A 17,094-nucleotide genomic window follows, 5' to 3' on the forward strand; every position below is an offset into this window, starting at 1 on the left:
GCGGCGCCCCTAGGCCACCTGCGACAGCGACTCGGCCGCATCGTCCAGGAAGCGGTTCCGGCCCGCGCGCTTGGCCGCGAACATGCACAGGTCGGCCCGCTCCATCAGCGAGGCCGGCGTATCCCCCGGGCACAGCACCGCGACCCCCAGGGAGATGGTGATCTTGCCGAGCGACTCGCCGGTCGAGCGCTTGACCAGTTCGCGCCCCATCACGCTGGTGCGGACCGTCTCGGCCACCCGCTTGGCCACGGTGCGGTCGGCTCCGGGGAGGATGATACCGAACTCCTCGCCGCCGAACCGGGCGAGCTGCGCCTGCTTCCCGGCATTCTCGCGCATCACGATCGCCACGAGCCGCAGGACCTGGTCGCCCGTGAGGTGACCGTACAGGTCGTTGAAGCGCTTGAAGAAATCGATGTCGAGGATGATCAGGCTCATGGGATCGGTGCGCGCCCGCGCCGAATCCATGGCCGCCTTCAGCGTCTCCTCGAAATGCTTGCGGTTCGCCAGCCCGGTCAGGGCGTCGGTCAGGCTCTCGCGCCGGCTCGCATCGAGCTTCTCGCGCAGCGTCTCGATCTCGCTGCGCGTCTCGCGCATGCGGGCCTCGAGGATCCGGTTGTTGGCGGCGACTTCCCGGGTCGTGGCGGCCAGGGTCGCCACGATCTCGCCGAACCGCGCCCGGCTCGGGAGGCCCTGGGAGAGATCCTGGGCGACGCCGCGCAGCGATTCGCTGTACTGCGCCGTCGAGCCCAGGGAGAGGTCCAGGATCTCGGTGACCGCCGCGATCTCGCTCAGGACCACGCGGCTGACGTCGTCGGTGGTGCTCGCGAGGCGCCGCCCGTCGAGATAGGTCTCGTGCAGATCGTCGATGTCGCTCTCGGTGAGGCAGCCGTTCTGGGTGGTGAGGCGCTTCACAGCATCGGCGAGGAGCGGCAGCTCGCCCGACACGTAGGCATACCAGACCGCGTAGGCGCGCGGCGTCGCGGAGGGGCCGTAGTCGCGGATCAGGTCATGGCTGCGCTTCGCCAATGCGAAGCTGCGATCGCGGTCCGAATAGGTCTCCTGGCTCATCCGTATCCCGTGGTCCCGGGCGATCGGCGCGCATGCGCCGCGACCCTGACTTGATATACGGCAGTCTGGTAGCCGGACTGTTAAGCTCGAAAAGACCCTTGTTACCTTTCTTTCTTCGCCAACACTGGTCGAAGTAGAAATGCCGGGACGTGGGAACCCAAACCGACGGGCGTATCACCGTCCGCATCGTTCCGGCGCCCGCGCTCCTCGCGCCCGGCCGCGCCGGCGCGCGCCGTCGTGCGTCCCGCAGCACGGCTCTCCGGGCGAGCCTCTTGGCGCCCCTCCTGCCGACTCTCTTGACGACTCTCCTGGCGTGCCTCCGGACGCTGCGCGGCCGCCGCACCGCGACCGGTGCGTGCCCGCGGACGCTCCTCCCGGGCCTCCTCGGCCTCGCCGGCGCTCCGGATCTCCTTGGCGTCGCCGCGACTGGCGTCGCCGCTCCTCGCGCGACCGCCCCGGGCAGCACCGCCCTTGTCGCCGGCCTTCGCGGAGCGCGCGCCGCGGCGGCCCTCGCCCGACCGGCCGCGGTGACGCGTCCCGGTGTCGCCGGACGGCTCGGCCACCGTCGACAGATCGCCGTCCAGCCAGGGGATCGGCTGGCCGATCAGCGCCTCGATGGCGCCGAGGGAGCGCGTGTCCTCGGGGGCGACAAGCGTATAGGCCGTGCCGCTCCGGCCCGCGCGGCCGGTGCGGCCGATCCGGTGGACGTAATCCTCGGGGTGATGCGGCACGTCGAAGTTGAAGACGTGGCTCACGGCGGGGATATCGAGGCCGCGCGCCGCCACGTCGCTGGCGACGAGCAGGGCGGTCTCGCCGTTGCGGAACGCGTCCAGGGCGGCGGTCCGCGCCCGCTGATCCATGTCACCGTGGAGGGCGGCGGCGTCGAAGCCGTGGCTGACCAGGGACTTCTGGAGCAGGGCGACGTCACGCTTGCGGTTGCAGAAGATGATCCCGTTCTTGAGTTCCGCCTCGCCGCGGATCAGGTCGCGCAAGCGCTCGCGCTTGGCATGCCCCTCGGCGCCGGTTGCGACCAGGCGCTGGGTGATCGTCGTGGCCGTGGAGGCGGGACGGGCGACCTCGACCCGCTGGGGGTTGTGCAGGAACATGTCCGCCAGCCGCTCGATCTCCGGCGGCATGGTCGCGGAGAAGAACAGGGTCTGCCGGGTGAACGGCACCATCTTCACGATGCGCTCGATATCGGGGATGAACCCCATGTCGAGCATGCGGTCGGCCTCGTCGATGACGAGCAGCTCGACGCCGGTGAGCAGGAGCTTGCCGCGCTCGAAATGGTCGAGGAGGCGACCGGGTGTCGCGATCAGCACGTCCGTGCCGCGCATCAGCTTGGCGTCCTGGTCGGCGAAGGACACGCCACCGATGATCAGGGCGACGTTGAGCTTGTGGTTGGTGCCGTAGCGGTCGAAATTCTCGACCACCTGCGCCGCCAGTTCGCGGGTCGGTTCCAGGATCAGGGTCCGGGGCATCCGGGCCCGGGCGCGTCCGTTCTCCAGGAGCGTCAGCATCGGCAGCGTGAACGCCGCCGTCTTGCCGGTTCCCGTCTGGGCGATGCCGAGGACGTCGCGACGCGCCAGCACGTGGGGAATGGCCTCGGCCTGGATCGGCGTCGGCTCGGTATAACCCGCCGCTTCGACGGCGTTCAGGACTTTGTCACTCAGTCCCAGGTCGGAAAAAGGCATCTGCGTTCAGGAACCGTTGCGCGCCCGGCCGGCGCGAAGGACACCGTCGCGGCAACGGCTGGGAAAGGCTCGCGCGGGGCGATCGGGCGCTCCCGGGGCCGCGGGGCGCATCACGCATGTCAGTTAGGGCCCTGGCGCGACTTGTCAATCTCGCAATGGTGATGGCGCCCGCCGACGCACAGGGGATCGGGCGCCGAAACGGGCCTCGATCAGGGCCGGAGACGGTCGGATGCGGGCACGAGGCAGGGATCCAGGCGGGTGGACCGGGCGAATTCCGATGCCGCGAGGGCGCCGGTCGTCTGCGGGTCCGCGATCCCCGGATGGGCCGGTCCCGCCACGGCGGCGACCGCGGCGGCCGTCGGTGCCGCATCGGGCCGGCTGAGCCGGGCGAGCTGATAGGCGGCAACCACCGTGAGGAGCCCGACGAGTCCCGCCATGCGCAGGGTCCAGGACAGGGGCCCGGCGGCCCGCCTCGGCCGCGCAGGATGCGATGCCGGGCGGGGAAAGCTCGCCGGAAGACCGGCCGTCCCCTCCGGAGTTCGGCGCCTGCCGAAGGTTCTCCGGCTCCGTTCGTCGTGGCTGAGCATGGATGGACGGCTGTCTCCACCGGGCGAGGCGGCCGGCCGCGATGCGGGAGCCGGCAGGAAGCCGGTCGCGGGTGCTCGAGAGGGTCGGCCCGCCCGCAGCGACGGACCATCGGCGGATACGGTTAACCAATCGCTTACGACCGCGCGCACCCTCTCGCCAAAGTTGTGCCGGAATAAAACGGCCGCCCTGCATGCAACCGGCGAGACCTCGGACGCTATCACGGCACCCGTTGAGGCGTGCCCGAATATGCACGTCGCGCAAGACAGCTAGTCTTCCGAGCCTTTTCAGCTGTCCGCGTACAGTCTCGACGGGCAAGCGAGCCGGCTGCTTGGGAGACGGTCGGTTAGTCTTCATCTTTCGTTGACGGGATGTCCCTAGTCTGAGGATGCTTGTTGCAGGAAAGCGACAGACCCGCCATCCGAGAGCGCCTAGAAGGCTGCCGGCTCAAGCTAACCCCAGGACCGACACCACCATGAAGAAGCTCCTCCTCGCATCCACCGTCCTCGCCGGCTTGACCGCAACGGCGTCCGCCGCCGACCTGCCGCGCCGCGCTGCGCCGCCGCCGGTGTTCACGCCGGTGCCGGTGTTCACCTGGACCGGCTTCTACGTCGGTGTGAACGCCGGCTACGGCTTCGACGCCAACAGCCGCAACACCACCAGCTACGCCCTGCCGGGCGGCTCGCTGATCAACTCCCCCGGCACCTCGGGCGTCGTCAGCGTCAACAACCGCAACAACAACGACGGCTTCTCGGGCGGCGCCCAGATCGGCTACAACTACCAGTTCACGCCGGGCTCGGGCGTGGTGATCGGCTTCGAGGCCGACGCCCAGTACGTCGACTTCGCCCGCCGCGCCAACGCCACCCAGAACTACAGCTTCCTGGGCTTCCCCGGCGTCGCCTTCTCCAACCCGCCCGCCTTCGTCGCCACCAGCGGCAACGGCCTCGACTACTTCGGCACCGTCCGCGGCCGCCTCGGCTACGCCTTCGACCGCACCCTCGTGTACGGCACCGGCGGCTTCGCCTACGGATCCGGCCAGGACGACCAGAACTTCTCCGGCAACCGCTTCCGCGACAGCTTCCGCACCGGCTGGGCCGCCGGCGGCGGCGTCGAGTACGCCCTGCCCACCGACTCCTTCCTGAACTTCTTCCGCTCCTCGGCCGTCACCCTGAAGGTCGAAGGCCTGTACGTCAGCCTCGACCGCCAGAAGAACTCCGCCGGCGGCGTCTTCTACGGCAACCTCCTGCCCCCGAACGGCACCGCCTACCTCAACGGCGCCGCCGCCAAGACCGAGTTCGCCGTCGTCCGCGCCGGCCTGAACTACAAGTTCGGCTCGTACTAAGATCGAACGTCGGAGCCGGCTCGACCGGCTCCGCGCAACGGAAGAGCTCGGCCGCAAGGCCGGGCCCTTTCGCGTTTCAGGGTCGTGCCGCCGGACCGGTCGGGTGCGACAGGGAGCGCCGGAACCGCGCGTGCCACCCGCGATTGAGACCGCGGCGCCTCATGGGGACCAAGCGGGGATCGGGACGGGAACCCCGCGACGGGTCCGGGCGCACCGGAGCGATCAGCCATGCGAAGCCGAATCCTTCTCCTGTCGCTCGCGGCCCTGGCTCTGGCGGGAGCGCCTGCACGTGCCCAGGATGCCTCCGTGATCGGCAAGGATACGGTCCTGCCGGGCACGGGGCCGGGGACCTCGACGGACGGCCAGGGCGTCGGGCGGCTGATGGCGGCGGCGAATGCCGAGGGCGCCGCCAAGCGTCAGGGGCTCAAGCCTGTGGCCTTCCTGGCCTCCAAGATGATCGGCGTGACGGTGCGCAACGCGGCAGGCGACAGCGTCGGCAAGATCGACGACCTGCTGATCACCGATGGCGGGACCCTCAAGGCCGTTGTGATCGATGTCGGCGGCTTCCTCGGCCTCGGCAGCAAGGTGATCGCCGTGGAGCCTGGTGCCCTGGTGCTGCGGCCGGGAGGGGAGCGGTTCTCGGCGGTCCTCAACATGAGCACCGACACGGTGTCGGCGGCCCAGCCCTTCGACCCGGCCAAGGCGGTTACCAAGCCCTGACGGTCCGGGCGGCCGGCGCGGTGGAAACCGCGTCGGCGCGACGGTTCAGATGTCGAGGTCGGCCCCCTCGGCGAAGGCCGCGCGCTCGCTGATGAAGGCGAAGCGGGCCTCGGGCTTGTTGCCCATCAGCCGCTCGACCGTATCGCCGGTCGATTCCCGGGCCTCGTCCAGGACCGCGACGCGCAGCAACGTGCGCTTCTTCGGGTCCATGGTGGTCTCCTTGAGCTGGGCCGGCATCATCTCGCCGAGGCCCTTGAACCGGCCGATCTCGACCTTGCCGGCCTTGAACACCGTCTTGATGATCCGCTCCCGGTCGGCGTCGTCCCGGGCATAGGCCACCTTGGAGCCCTGCTGCAGCCGGTAGAGCGGCGGGATCGCGAGGTAGAGATGCCCGCGGTCGATGAGCTTGGGCATCTGGCGGTAGAAGAAGGTGATCAGCAGCGAGGCGATGTGGGCGCCGTCGACGTCGGCGTCCGTCATGATGATCACCTTGTCGTAGCGCAGGTCGGCCTCGCGGAAGGCCGCGCCGGTGCCGCAGCCGAGCGCCAGGGTGAGGTCGGAGATCAGCTGGTTGGCGCCGAGCTTGTCCCGGCTCGCCGAGGCGACGTTGAGGATCTTGCCGCGCAAGGGCAGGATCGCCTGGGTTGCCCGGTCGCGGGCCTGCTTGGCGGAGCCGCCGGCCGAATCGCCCTCGACGATGAAGATCTCCGAGCCCGCGGTGCCGGCGGCCGAGCAATCGGCGAGCTTGCCGGGCAGGCGGAGCTTGCGGGTGGCGCTCTTGCGGGCGACCTCCTTCTCCTGGCGGCGGCGCAGGCGCTCCTCGGCCCGGTCGATCACCCAGTCGAGCAGCTTGTTGGCCTGGGCCGGGGAGGCGGCGAGCCAATGGTCGAAGGCGTCGCGCACCGCCGTCTCGACGATGCGCTGGGCCTCCACGGTGGCGAGCTTGTCCTTGGTCTGGCCCTGGAACTCGGGCTCGCGGATGAAGACCGAGAGCATGGACGCGCAGGTCGCCATGACGTCGTCGGTGGTCACCGCGGTCATGCGCTTGGCCTGGTTCACGCGCTCGGCGTGCTCGCGCAGGCCCCGGAGCAGGGCGACCCGCAGGCCGGCCTCGTGGGTGCCGCCCTCGGGCGTCGGGATGGTGTTGCAGTAGGAATGCGAGAACCCGTCCTCGGCGACCATCCAGGCCACCGCCCATTCCAGCGACCCGTGCGAGCCCGGCTTGGTGATCTTGCCGGAGAACATCGCGTCGGTGACCAGCTCCTTGCCGTCGATGTCGCGGGCGAGATAGTCGCGCAGGCCGTCGGGGAAGCGGTGCACGGCTTCCGCAGGTACGCCCTCCAGCCCCTCGAGGAGGGCGGGGGCGCAGCGCCAGCGGATCTCGACGCCGCCGAACAGGTAGGCCTTCGAACGCGCCATCTTGAACAGGCGGCGCGGGTCGAATTTCAGCGAGCCGAAGATCTGCGCGTCCGGGTGGAAGCGGACCCGGGTGCCGCGCCGGTTCTGCACCCGGCCGATCAGCTCCAGCGCGCCCTGCGCGTGGCCCCGCGAGAAGGTCTGGCGATACAGGGTCTGGTTGCGCGCCACCTCGACCTCGAGGAGGTCGGAGAGCGCGTTCACCACCGAGATGCCGACGCCGTGCAGGCCGCCCGAGGTCTCGTAGACCTTCGAGTCGAACTTACCGCCGGCATGCAGCGTGGTCATGATGACCTCGAGCGCCGACTTGCCGGGAAATTTCGGATGCGGGTCGACCGGGATGCCGCGGCCGTTGTCGGTGACCACGAGGGCACCGGTCTCCTCCAGCTCCACCTCGATGAAGCTGGCATGGCCGGCCACCGCCTCGTCCATGGAGTTGTCGATCACCTCGGCGAAGAGGTGGTGCAGCGCCCGCTCGTCGGTGCCGCCGATATACATGCCGGGGCGGCGCCGGACCGGCTCCAGCCCCTCCAGCACCTCGATGTCGGAGGCGGTGTAGCCGGAATCGGGCTCGGCCGCTGCGAGCGCCGTCACGGAGGCCGTGGCATCGAGGCGCCGTCGCGGCTCCGGCGCGCGAGAGGGGGCTGTCGAGGCGGCCGCCTTGCCGCCCGGTCCGAACAGGTCGCGGGCCGGATCGCTCACGCGCGGCCTCCGCGGGCGCGGCGCATCGGCCGGCTCGGATTCGCGCAGACGGGTCTTGGGTCGTGGAGCATGCGCCTTCATCCCCGCATGATAGCGGAACAAAACGTAAACATCAAAACCGTTCGCCCCCAGGCGACGCGGCCGCACCATCGCATGCTGCGGCGCCGCGAGCGAGGGCCGGAACCGCCCCGACCCCCGAGGGGGCCAGGCGGCCCGTCATCACGACGTTGCACAACGATGGGTTAAGGCTTTCCCGTGACCAGCCTGTTCGACCTCCGCAGGCCGCCGCCGGAACAGACCGGGACGATCGACGTTGACGGCGGAGATAAATCTTGACCGTGGTCAGGGAGCCGCAGCCCATGAGCGATGCCGCGATCGAGGCCCGCCGCCTCACGTTGATCCGCTTCGAGCACGCGGCCGGCGCCGCCTTCGGCTGCGACGACGACGCGGCCGGCGTGCCGCCCGGCCGGGCGCTCATGAATTCCACCACGATCGCGCTGGCGACCTTCGCGACGGCGCTCGCGGCAACCATCACCTACCTCGTCTGAACCGGGCGGCCGGACCCGGAAACCGGGACGTGCATCCCGTTCTCCGCGTCGGTCTGCCCCTGTCCCCCACCGCTGCCGGGAGAGCAGCGCAGGACCGCGTGCCCGCCCTGGACACGGACCGGCGCGGCTGACGCGCCTTGCACCCGGCGAGCGGGTGAAGGCCGCCTGGACCTGTCTGCGTCAGCCGGCGCCCGTCTTCTTGGCCGCGGTCTTCTTGGCGGCGGGCTTCTTCGCTGCCCTCTTCTTGGCCGCCGGCTTGGCGCCGCTCGCCGCGCGCGTCGCGGTCTTCCGGACAGCGCCCCGTTTCGCCGGCTTGCCGCCGCCCGAGGCACGCTTGGCGTTGACCAGGGCGATCCCCTCGTCGAGCGTCAGCGCCTCGGCGCTCATGGTCTTCGGCAGCGTGGCGTTCACCTCGCCGTCGGTGACGTAGGGGCCGTACTTGCCGGCCTTCACCACGAGGTCGCGCCCGCTCGCAGCGTCCGTGCCGAGCGGCCGGCCGGGATCGGCAGCCGGACGGCCGCGGCCGCCGCTCTGCTCCTTGGCGACGATCAGGTCGATGGCGCGGTTGCCGCCGATCTCCAGCACGTCGTCGTCCTTGCCGAGATTGGCGTAGGTCTTCCCATGCTGCACGTAGGGCCCGAACCGGCCGAGATTGGCCAGGATCGGCTCGCCGGTCTCGGGGTGGCGCGCCACCTCGCGGGGCAGCGCCAGCAGGGCCAGCGCCTTCTGCAGGTCGACCGCCGAGGGACTCAGCCCCTTCGGCAGGGAGGAACGCTTCGGCTTCTCCGCCCCCTTCTCGGTGGAGGCCTCACCGAGCTGCAGGAACGGCCCGAATCGGCCGTCGCGCAGCGTCACCGGCAGGCCGGTGGCGGGATCGTCGCCCAGCACCCGGACGCCCGGCTGGCCGCCCTCGGCCGAGGAGCCGTCCCCCTCGCCCTCGACGCCCGAGGCCGAGAGCTGGCGGGTGTACTTGCACTCGGGATAGTTCGAGCAGCCGATGAAGGCGCCGAACTTGCCGAGCTTCAGCGACAATTGTCCGGTCCCGCAGACCGTGCAGGTGCGCGGGTTCGAGCCGTCGCCCTTGTCGGGGAAGATGTGCGGCCCGAGGAGGCCGTTCAGCGCCTCCAGCACGTCGGTGACGCGCAGCTCCTTGGTCTCGCCGATCGCCGCGGAGAAATCGCGCCAGAAGTCGCGCAGCACCGCCCGCCAGTCGATCTCGGCATTGGAGACGCGGTCGAGCTGCTCCTCGAGGTCGGCGGTGAAATCGTACTCGACGTAGCGCCGGAAGAAGCTCTCCAGGAAGCCCGTGACGAGCCGCCCCTTGTCCTCCGGCTGCAGCCGCTTCTTCTCGATCTTGACGTATTCGCGGTCGCGCAGCGTCTGGAGCACCGCCGCGTAGGTCGACGGGCGGCCGATGCCGAGTTCCTCCATGCGCTTCACGAGGCTCGCCTCGGAATAGCGCGGCGGCGGCTCGGTGAAGTGCTGGGTCGAGCTGATCCGCTCGCGGGTGAGCGGGTCGCCGGCCTTCATGGGCGGCAGGCGGCGGCTCTCCTCGTCCTCCTCGTCGTCCTTGCCCTCCTGGTAGAGGGTTAGGAAGCCGTCGAACTTCACCACCTGGCCGGTGGCGCGCAGGTCGATCTGGCGGGGGCCGACCTTCGCCGTGACATCCACGGTGGTCCGCTCCAGCTCGGCCGATTCCATCTGGCTCGCCATGGTGCGGGTCCAGATGAGATCGTAGAGCCGGGCCTGCTCGGGCTCGAGGTGGCGCGCCACCATCTTGGGCAGGCGGCTCATGTCGGTGGGCCGCACCGCCTCGTGGGCCTCCTGGGCGTTCTTGGCCTTGACGCTGTACTTGCGCGGCACGTCGGGCACGTAGCGGTCGCCGAATTCCTTGCCGATGACCCGGCGGGCGTCCTGGATCGCCTCGGGCGCCATATCGACGCCGTCGGTCCGCATGTAGGTGATGATGCCGACGGTCTCGCCGCCGATATCGACGCCCTCGTAGAGACGCTGGGCGACCCGCATGGTCTGGGCCGGCGCCATCCCGAGCTTGCGCGAGGCCTCCTGCTGCAGGGTCGAGGTGGTGAAGGGCGGCTGCGGGTGGCGCTTGGCGGGCTTCGCCTCGACGCTCGCCACCTGGAAGGTCGCGAGTTCGAGGTCGCGCTTGAAGGCGGCGGCCTCGTCGCCGGTGCCGACGTCGAGGCGCTGGATGCGCTTGCCGTCGGCGCCGACGAGGCGGGCCTCGAAGGTCGCGCCGTCGGCGGTCGTCAGCGTGGCGATGAGCGTCCAGTACTCGCGCGGCTTGAACCGCTCGATCTCCATCTCGCGCTCGACGACGAGGCGCAGCGCCACCGACTGGACGCGCCCCGCCGAACGGGCGCCCGGGAGCTTGCGCCACAGGACCGGGGAGAGGTTGAAGCCGACGAGGTAGTCCAGCGCCCGGCGCGCCAGATAGGCGTCGACCAGGGCCTGGTCGATCTCCCGGGGCTTGCGCATCGCCGCCTCGACCGAGGCCTTGGTGATGGCGTTGAAGGTGACGCGTTCGACCGGGATGCCCTTGAGCGCCTTGCGGGCGGTCAAGGCCTCCAGCACGTGCCAGGAGATCGCCTCGCCCTCGCGATCCGGGTCGGTAGCCAGAATCAGCTTGTCGGCGCCCTTGACCGCCTTGGCGATCTCGGAGACCCGGCTCGCCCCGCGGTCGGCCAGTTCCCAGACCATGTGGAAATCCTGCTCGGGATCCACGGAGCCGTCCTTGGCCGGCAGGTCGCGGATGTGCCCGAACGAGGCGATCACTTCATAGTCGCGGCCGAGATACTTATTGATCGTCTTGGCTTTGGCCGGCGACTCGACGACGACGACTTTCATTCAGACCTCTGCCCCTGACGGGACCTGAGCGCGACGGACGAATTCTGATCGTAATTCGCGTGGGACATATGCCCGCCGTCGGGCCGGGGCCGCGCGCCGGGGACAAGTGGGTCACGGGCGGCGGGATGTCAAATGGCGGGCTGTGCCGCCGGTGTGGGGTCGAGCCGCTCCGTCGCGCATGCCCCGGCTGGCGCGGCGCCGAAACTCAGATCCCCGCGTACCATTCGTAGCCGCGGTCCTCCCAGTAGCCACCGCCGCCCTGGCCGATGCCGTTGAGCGATTCCACCATCTCGACGCGCATCACGTACTTGGCCTGCTTGTAGCCGAGCTGGCGCTCGACCCGCAGGCGCAGGGGCGCGCCGTTGGAGACGGGCAGCGGCTTGCCGTTGAGGTCGTAGGCCAGGATCGTCTGCGGGTTGAAGGCGTCGTAGAGGTCGATGCTCTCGTAGTAGCGGATCGGCGTACGCTTATCCTCGGGCTCCGCGGCCGGGCTGCCCTGACCCCAATCGTCCTTGGGCGCGTCGGTGGCGGTGGGCGCGCCGCCCCAATCCTCGGCGGCGGCGAGCTGGATGTAGGCGTCGCGCACCGCGCCCGGATGCCCGGGGCGCCCCAGGAGGGCGCCGTCGCCGCCTTCGAGGCCGCCGCCGGCATATTCCAGCGTGTCGGCGCAGTGGAACACCGCGTAGCGCGCCTGCGGCTTCAGCCCGGCCCGCTTCAGCACCTCGGCGAGCGGCACGCCGGCCCATTGCCCGATGCAGCTCCAGCCCTCCACGCAATCGTGACGGGTGATCTGGGTCCGCGACGGCAAGGCGCGCAGGTCCGCGAGGCTCAGCGACAGCGGCGTCTGGACGAGCCCGTCGACCGTGAGCTTGAACTCCGCGAACTTCTTGGCCGCGAGGGCCCGGTAGGCGCGGTCCGGCGGGTCGATGGTGCCGTTCGGCTTGAACCAGGGCGAGATCATCGCGGCCGGGAATTCCCGGGCCAGGGTCGTCGGCGACATCAGCAGGCGCTGGACGTACTGGTTGGCGTCCTCGCCGACCTGGAGGGTCTGCCGGCCCGCATCGGATCCGGCGAATCTGTCGCAGCCGCCGAGCAGGGCGGTGCCCATCAGGCCGGCGCCGGCGGTGAGGAGGTTGCGGCGGTGGAGGATCATCGGGCACCTTCCCGGTCACGGCCGAGGCTGAACCAGCCGGTGATCATGCCGCGCATGTTGTTGACGAGGCCGGAGACCAGCACCAGCAGCACGTGGACCACCACGAACAGCACGATGAGCCCGGCGGCGATGAAGTGGACGCTGCGCGCCGATTGCCGGCCCCCGAACAGCTCGGTGAGCCAGGGCCAGGCGGCATCCATCCCGGGCGACATGGCGAGTCCCGCGAGCACCATCGCAGGTAAAAGGCCCAGCACCAGGACGAGATAGGTGAGCTTCTGGATGACGTTGTAGCGCTTGGCCTCCGTGCCCTCGGGGAAGCGCAGGAGCAGGTGCTCCTTCACGGAAGCCCCGAAGTGGCGGATCTGGTCCCCGTCCGGAAACAGGCGACGGCGGAGCTGGCCGCTGAACAGGCCGTAGGTGAGATAGACGGCGCCGTTGATCACCAGCAGCCACGCGAACAGGAAGTGCCAGCGGCGGCCCGTGGCGAGGTCCTGGTTGGCCGGCAGGGTCGCCCAGGACGGGAAGGCCCGCTCCACCTCCGTGCCGCCCTCGCGCGACAGGCCGAGAACGCCCGTGGTGTCTAAGGTCCGCGTGCCGACCGTCACCACCCCGCGGCTCTTGCCGTCGCGGCCCTGATCGCTCGTGATGGCGAGCGCCGGGTCGTCGAAGGTCGAGACCGCGCCCCAGTAGAGCGCGGGGTGGGCGTTGAAGATCTGGAGGCCGCTCATCAGCAGCACGAGCAGCACCGCGGCGTTGATCCAGTGCGCCAGACGGATCACCAGCGGATGGCGGTAGAACCACCGGCGCCCCTGCCGGTCGACGGTCTCGGGGGCTTGGAGAGCAGGGGAGGCGGCCAAGAATCGGGTCCCGGTTGGGCGTCGCTGGGCCGGGGATCGTCCGAACCCCGACCGTTCGGGCCAATACGTGGCGCGAGGAGCACCGGTTACCATCGGGCGGAAAAAAGGCCGCAGGTGCCGTCCGGCTTCCCCGGCGCGGCGGCGGTCTGCAGGGGCTGCGGGGGCTCCAGGCACGGGGCCGAGGGCGGAGCGCGGCCTGTCCCCTTTCCGAGCGGACGGGCCAGCCGGGAGCTCACGCCGAGCCAGCCCCTGTGCGCCGGAGGACGCGTCCCGGCCTGAACCGCGATGGATGCGCGCGATGGATGCATCGGACAGCCTTGCCGGGACGGCGCGCCGCACCTACACCCGGGCCTCATCATGACGACGCCCGCGCCCCCGGCCTTCCCGCACCGGCACCTCCTCGGCATCGAGGGTCTGACCCGGCCCGACATCGAAGGGCTGCTCGACGCCGCCGAATCCGCCGTCGACCTCTCGCGGCAGGTTGAGAAGAAGCGCACGACCCTGCGGGGCCGCACGCAGATCAACCTGTTCTTCGAGCCCTCGACGCGGACGCAATCCTCCTTCGAACTCGCCGGCAAGCGGCTCGGCGCCGACGTGATGAACATGTCGGTCGCCTCGTCCTCGGTGAAGAAGGGCGAGACCCTGATCGACACCGCGGCGACGCTGAACGCCATGCGGCCCGACATCATCGTGGTCCGCCACGAATCGGCCGGCGCCGTGCACCTGCTCGCCCGGAAGGTCGATTGCGCGGTGGTCAACGCGGGCGACGGCGCCCACGAGCACCCGACCCAGGCGCTCCTCGACGCGCTCACCATCCGCCGCAACAAGGGCCGGATCGAGGGCCTGCAGGTGGCGATCTGCGGCGACGTCCTGCACTCCCGGGTGGCGCGCTCCAACATCATCCTGCTCCAGGCCATGGGTGCCCGGGTCCGCCTGATCGCGCCCTCGACGCTGCTGCCCGCCGGCATCGAGCGCTTCGGCGTCGAGACCTTCACGGACATGCGCAAGGGTCTCGTCGGCTGCGACATCGTGATGATGCTGCGCCTCCAGCGGGAGCGCATGAACGGTTCGTTCGTGCCCTCCGTGAAGGAGTATTTCCGCTATTTCGGCCTCGACGCCGAGAAGCTGGCGCTCGCCAAGCCCGATGCCCTGGTGATGCATCCGGGCCCGATGAACCGCGGCGTCGAGATCGCCTCGGACGTCGCCGACGGGGCGCAGTCGCTGATCCGCGAGCAGGTGGAGATGGGTGTCGCCGTGCGCATGGCGGTGCTGGAAGCGCTCGCCCGGCATCTCCCGAACGGCTGAGCCCCGGACAAAGCCCATCCGCCTTCACCCGCGCCGCTTGCTCGCAGGGCGGTCGTGGCGCAGTTTCCTGCCGAAATCCGGCCCGGATCCGTATAAGGGGCCGGCGCAACATGCAGATCGCTTCATGACCGCCTACACGCTCGCCGACCTCGCCGCCCTCGTGGCGAGCCGCGCCGGGACCGATCCGGCCACCTCCTACACGGCCAAGCTCCTGTCCGAGGGCCCCGCCAAGGCGGCCAAGAAGCTCGGCGAGGAGGCGGTCGAGGCGGCGATCGCGGCCGTGCAGGGCGACAAGACCGGCCTGAGGAATGAGGCCGCCGACGTGCTCTACCACCTCGTCGTGCTGCTCCGGGCCGGCGGCGTGGAGCTCGAGGCGGTGATGGCCGAGCTGGAGCGCCGGACGGCCCAGAGCGGCATCGCCGAGAAGGCCGCGAGGCGCCACGCGTGAACGCGGCCGCGCTGCCGGGCTCGGTCGAGGCGATCCTCGACGCGTCGGACCGGCTCTCGCCCTATCGCCGCTTCAGCCGGGAGGAATGGGCGCAGCTGCGCGCCGACACGCCGCTCACCCTCAACCAGGAGGATCTGGAGCGGCTGCAATCGATCAACGATCCGATCTCGGTCGAGGAGGTGGTGGCGATCTACCTGCCGCTGTCGCGCCTGCTGGCCCTCTACGTCGCGGCGACGCAGGGGCTGTTCAAGGCGACGCAGCGCTTCCTGATGGCCGAGCGCGAGACCAAGGCGCCCTACATCATCGGGCTCGCCGGGTCGGTGGCGGTGGGCAAGTCCACCACGGCCCGCATCCTGACCGCCCTGCTGGCGCGCTGGCCCAACACGCCGAAGGTCGACCTCGTCACCACCGACGGGTTCCTGCTGCCCAACGCCGAACTCGCCGCCAACGGCCTGATGGAGCGCAAGGGCTTTCCCGAAAGCTACGACACCGCCGCGCTGCTGCGCTTCCTCCACGACGTGAAGGCCGGCCACAAGCGCGTGACCGCGCCGCTCTACTCGCACCTCGTCTACGACCGGGTGCCCGGGGAGGAGCGGGTGGTGGAGAGCCCCGACATCCTGATCGTCGAGGGCCTGAACGTGCTCCAGCCCGCCCGCCTGCCGCGGGACGGCACCGCGATCCCGTTCGTGTCCGACTTCTTCGACTTCTCGATCTATCTCGACGGCCACGAGGACGACCTGCACCGCTGGTACGTCACCCGCTTCATGAAGCTGCGCCAGACCGCCTTCCGCGACCCACGCTCCTACTTCCGGAAATACGCCGAGATCCCGGAAACCGAGGCGCTCGACATCGCCGACCGGCTCTGGACCACGATCAACCTGCCGAACCTGCGCGAGAACATCGTGCCCACGCGGCAGCGGGCGAGCCTGATCCTCACCAAGGGCGCGAGCCACCGGATCGAGAGCGTGGCGCTGCGGCGGCTGTAGGTCGGTCCAACCCTCCAGCTGATCCTGAGGTGACCGCGAAGCGGGCCTCGAAGGAGGTCTTCCGGGCCCACAGAGCCCTCTGGATGAGGGGAGGCCTGAAGCGACCGCCTCACGCGAACGGAAAGTCCGCCTCCGCCACATACGGCCCACCCCCGGTTGAGTCCCGCGCCGAGAACAGCGTCACCCGGTCAACCGCGAAGGCCAGCGGCGCGAAGACCGGCGCCTGCGACAGGTACATCGCCGTCGCCTCCGGCGTGGCGTCGCGGCGCAGCCGGGCCAGGGTGACATGCGGGGTGAACTTCCGCCGTTCCGGCTCGACCCCGGCGCGGCGCACCAGCCGCTCCTGCTCGGCCTGGAGATCCGTCAGCGCCGGATCGGCCACCACCGCCGCGTAGAGCGCCCGCGGCCTGTCGCCGCCGAAGATGCCGAGGCCGTCGAGAGTCACCGTCAGGGGCGGGCGTACCCGCATCTCGGCCAGCGCCTCCACGACATCGTCGGCGACGGTGACCTCGACATCCCCGAGGAAACGCAGGGTGACGTGAAAGTCGCCGGGCTCGATCCAGCGGGCGCCGGGCAGCCCGCCCTGGTAGGCCTTGAGGGCGTCGGCGACCGCCGGCGGCACGGCGAGCCCTGTGAACAGGCGCGGCATCAGCGGACCGGCGCCTGGCGGATCCGGTCCAGGAACGAATCGACCGTCGGCAGCATGCGGGCCGCGATCGTCTCCACGCCCTGCCGGTTCGGGTGGATCATGTCATCGAGGTGCTGCGCCCGGTCGCCCACGATCCCGTCGAGGAAGAACGGGTAGAGGGTCAGCCCGTATCGCTCGGCGAGGGCCGGAAAGATCGCGTCGAACCGCGCCTTGAAGTCCGGCCCGAGATTGGGCGCGGCCTGCATGCCGGCCAGCAGGACCGGGATGCCCCGGGCCTTCAGCCGCTCGATGATCGCCGACAGCGCACCCTCGGTCACCTTCGGGTCGGTGCCGCGGAGCATGTCGTTGGCGCCGAGTTCGAGGATCACGCCCGCGGTCCCGTCGGGCACCGACCAGTCGACCCGGTCGAGGCCACCGGTGGCGGTGTCGCCGGAGACGCCGGCATTGGACACGGTCACGTCTTCGCCCTTGGCCTTGAGCAGCCGCTCCAGGACGGTGGGGAAGGCGGCATCGGCGGGCAGCCGGTAACCGGCGGTCAGGCTGTCGCCCAGGGCGACGAGCTTGACCGGGCCGTTCGGGGCGGCCTGCGGTGCCGTCATGAAAGGGACCATGAGGACGGCTAGCGCTGCGGCAAACAGGGCCGTGCGCCGGAACACAGCGCCGCCGTCATGGCGCGGCCCCAATGCGGATCCCATATCGCGGTGCCCCCGCGGCCCGTGCAGCCAAGTTCGCAGCCAACCGAGGACCTCGCGCGCC

15 protein-coding genes are annotated in these 17,094 nt (G+C 70.4%); 6 read left to right on the forward strand and 9 right to left on the reverse strand.

The genetic code is table 11. The annotated features are described in order from the left end of the window. Positions 1 to 9: 9 nt before the first annotated feature. From MCBMB27_RS02605 to MCBMB27_RS30450, 3 genes are all read right to left on the reverse strand, one after another. The gene (locus tag MCBMB27_RS02605) at positions 10 to 1,068 is read right to left on the reverse strand and encodes a GGDEF domain-containing protein (RefSeq protein ID WP_043356236.1); all 1,059 of its coding nucleotides are present in this window, start codon (positions 1,066 to 1,068) and stop codon (positions 10 to 12) included. A gap of 101 nt (positions 1,069 to 1,169) precedes the next feature. Further along, a complete protein-coding gene (locus MCBMB27_RS02610) occupies positions 1,170 to 2,762 on the reverse strand; it encodes a DEAD/DEAH box helicase (RefSeq protein ID WP_043756109.1) in 1,593 nt (530 codons plus the stop codon). Positions 2,763 to 2,971: 209 nt separating this feature from the next. Then, positions 2,972 to 3,199 (reverse strand): hypothetical protein, encoded by a 228-nt coding sequence (locus MCBMB27_RS30450; RefSeq protein WP_236952872.1) that lies wholly within the window; start codon positions 3,197 to 3,199, stop codon positions 2,972 to 2,974. Positions 3,200 to 3,822: 623 nt separating this feature from the next. On the opposite strand from MCBMB27_RS30450, the gene MCBMB27_RS02620 reads away from it, so the two are divergent. Together MCBMB27_RS02620 and MCBMB27_RS02625 are read left to right on the forward strand one after the other, a co-directional pair. Then, the gene (locus tag MCBMB27_RS02620; protein WP_043349412.1) at positions 3,823 to 4,689 is read left to right on the forward strand and encodes an outer membrane protein; all 867 of its coding nucleotides are present in this window, start codon (positions 3,823 to 3,825) and stop codon (positions 4,687 to 4,689) included. A gap of 228 nt (positions 4,690 to 4,917) precedes the next feature. Beyond that, positions 4,918 to 5,409, forward strand: a complete 492-nt coding sequence (locus MCBMB27_RS02625; RefSeq protein WP_075379792.1) for a PRC-barrel domain-containing protein — start codon at positions 4,918 to 4,920, stop codon at positions 5,407 to 5,409. 45 nt (positions 5,410 to 5,454) lie between these two features. Here MCBMB27_RS02625 and parE read toward each other — a convergent pair whose 3' ends face one another. Next, positions 5,455 to 7,527: a DNA topoisomerase IV subunit B gene (gene parE, locus MCBMB27_RS02630; RefSeq protein ID WP_043349421.1), complete on the reverse strand. Its 2,073-nt coding sequence runs from the start codon at positions 7,525 to 7,527 to the stop codon at positions 5,455 to 5,457. A 359-nt stretch (positions 7,528 to 7,886) separates the two neighbouring features. Between parE and MCBMB27_RS02635 the strand changes: the two genes are divergently transcribed. Next, entirely contained in the window at positions 7,887 to 8,075 is a 189-nt protein-coding gene (locus tag MCBMB27_RS02635; RefSeq protein ID WP_043349406.1) for a hypothetical protein, read from the forward strand. Between the two features lie 180 nt (positions 8,076 to 8,255). Here MCBMB27_RS02635 and topA read toward each other — a convergent pair whose 3' ends face one another. From topA to MCBMB27_RS02650, 3 genes are all read right to left on the reverse strand, one after another. Next, on the reverse strand, positions 8,256 to 10,940 hold the full coding sequence (topA, locus tag MCBMB27_RS02640) for a type I DNA topoisomerase (RefSeq protein WP_075379793.1): 2,685 nt from the start codon (positions 10,938 to 10,940) through the stop codon (positions 8,256 to 8,258). Between the two features lie 205 nt (positions 10,941 to 11,145). Further along, positions 11,146 to 12,093 carry a molybdopterin-dependent oxidoreductase gene (locus MCBMB27_RS02645; RefSeq protein WP_075379794.1) on the reverse strand — a complete coding sequence of 316 codons (948 nt, stop codon included), beginning with the start codon at positions 12,091 to 12,093 and terminating at the stop codon, positions 11,146 to 11,148. Beyond that, on the reverse strand, positions 12,090 to 12,950 hold the full coding sequence (locus MCBMB27_RS02650; RefSeq protein ID WP_075379795.1) for a cytochrome b/b6 domain-containing protein: 861 nt from the start codon (positions 12,948 to 12,950) through the stop codon (positions 12,090 to 12,092). Before MCBMB27_RS02650 ends, MCBMB27_RS02645 begins: the two co-directional genes overlap by 4 nt. A gap of 357 nt (positions 12,951 to 13,307) precedes the next feature. On the opposite strand from MCBMB27_RS02650, the gene MCBMB27_RS02655 reads away from it, so the two are divergent. The 3 genes from MCBMB27_RS02655 (at position 13,308) to coaA (ending at position 15,689) form a co-directional block, all read left to right on the forward strand. Then, on the forward strand, positions 13,308 to 14,255 hold the full coding sequence (locus MCBMB27_RS02655; RefSeq protein ID WP_043356791.1) for an aspartate carbamoyltransferase catalytic subunit: 948 nt from the start codon (positions 13,308 to 13,310) through the stop codon (positions 14,253 to 14,255). A 124-nt stretch (positions 14,256 to 14,379) separates the two neighbouring features. Further along, positions 14,380 to 14,703, forward strand: a complete 324-nt coding sequence (locus tag MCBMB27_RS02660; RefSeq protein WP_043356782.1) for a phosphoribosyl-ATP diphosphatase — start codon at positions 14,380 to 14,382, stop codon at positions 14,701 to 14,703. Then, positions 14,700 to 15,689, forward strand: a complete 990-nt coding sequence (gene coaA, locus MCBMB27_RS02665) for a type I pantothenate kinase (RefSeq protein WP_043356784.1) — start codon at positions 14,700 to 14,702, stop codon at positions 15,687 to 15,689. The genes MCBMB27_RS02660 and coaA overlap by 4 nt, the downstream gene beginning before the upstream one ends. A 109-nt stretch (positions 15,690 to 15,798) precedes the next feature. On the opposite strand, the gene thpR is transcribed toward coaA, so the two are convergent. Then, on the reverse strand, positions 15,799 to 16,338 hold the full coding sequence (gene thpR / locus MCBMB27_RS02670) for an RNA 2',3'-cyclic phosphodiesterase (RefSeq protein ID WP_075379796.1): 540 nt from the start codon (positions 16,336 to 16,338) through the stop codon (positions 15,799 to 15,801). Then, positions 16,338 to 17,033: an arylesterase gene (locus tag MCBMB27_RS02675; protein ID WP_425285108.1), complete on the reverse strand. Its 696-nt coding sequence runs from the start codon at positions 17,031 to 17,033 to the stop codon at positions 16,338 to 16,340. Before MCBMB27_RS02675 ends, thpR begins: the two co-directional genes overlap by 1 nt. Positions 17,034 to 17,094 lie beyond the last annotated feature (61 nt).

The sequence above is a fragment of the Methylobacterium phyllosphaerae genome (genome assembly GCF_001936175.1).
Classification (GTDB): Bacteria; Pseudomonadota; Alphaproteobacteria; order Rhizobiales; family Beijerinckiaceae; genus Methylobacterium; species Methylobacterium fujisawaense.

Excerpts from the sequence above, each read along its gene's own strand:
- MCBMB27_RS02605 (WP_043356236.1), bottom strand. The coding sequence starts at position 1,068 with ATGAGCCAGGAGACCTATTCGGACCGCGATCGCAGCTTCGCATTGGCG.
- MCBMB27_RS02610 (WP_043756109.1), bottom strand. The coding sequence starts at position 2,762 with ATGCCTTTTTCCGACCTGGGACTGAGTGACAAAGTCCTGAACGCCGTC.
- MCBMB27_RS30450 (WP_236952872.1), bottom strand. The coding sequence starts at position 3,199 with ATGGCGGGACTCGTCGGGCTCCTCACGGTGGTTGCCGCCTATCAGCTC.
- MCBMB27_RS02620 (WP_043349412.1), top strand. The coding sequence starts at position 3,823 with ATGAAGAAGCTCCTCCTCGCATCCACCGTCCTCGCCGGCTTGACCGCA.
- MCBMB27_RS02625 (WP_075379792.1), top strand. The coding sequence starts at position 4,918 with ATGCGAAGCCGAATCCTTCTCCTGTCGCTCGCGGCCCTGGCTCTGGCG.
- MCBMB27_RS02635 (WP_043349406.1), top strand. The coding sequence starts at position 7,887 with ATGAGCGATGCCGCGATCGAGGCCCGCCGCCTCACGTTGATCCGCTTC.
- topA (WP_075379793.1), bottom strand. The coding sequence starts at position 10,940 with ATGAAAGTCGTCGTCGTCGAGTCGCCGGCCAAAGCCAAGACGATCAAT.
- MCBMB27_RS02645 (WP_075379794.1), bottom strand. The coding sequence starts at position 12,093 with ATGATCCTCCACCGCCGCAACCTCCTCACCGCCGGCGCCGGCCTGATG.
- MCBMB27_RS02655 (WP_043356791.1), top strand. The coding sequence starts at position 13,308 with ATGACGACGCCCGCGCCCCCGGCCTTCCCGCACCGGCACCTCCTCGGC.
- MCBMB27_RS02660 (WP_043356782.1), top strand. The coding sequence starts at position 14,380 with ATGACCGCCTACACGCTCGCCGACCTCGCCGCCCTCGTGGCGAGCCGC.
- thpR (WP_075379796.1), bottom strand. The coding sequence starts at position 16,338 with ATGCCGCGCCTGTTCACAGGGCTCGCCGTGCCGCCGGCGGTCGCCGAC.
- MCBMB27_RS02675 (WP_425285108.1), bottom strand. The coding sequence starts at position 17,033 with ATGGGATCCGCATTGGGGCCGCGCCATGACGGCGGCGCTGTGTTCCGG.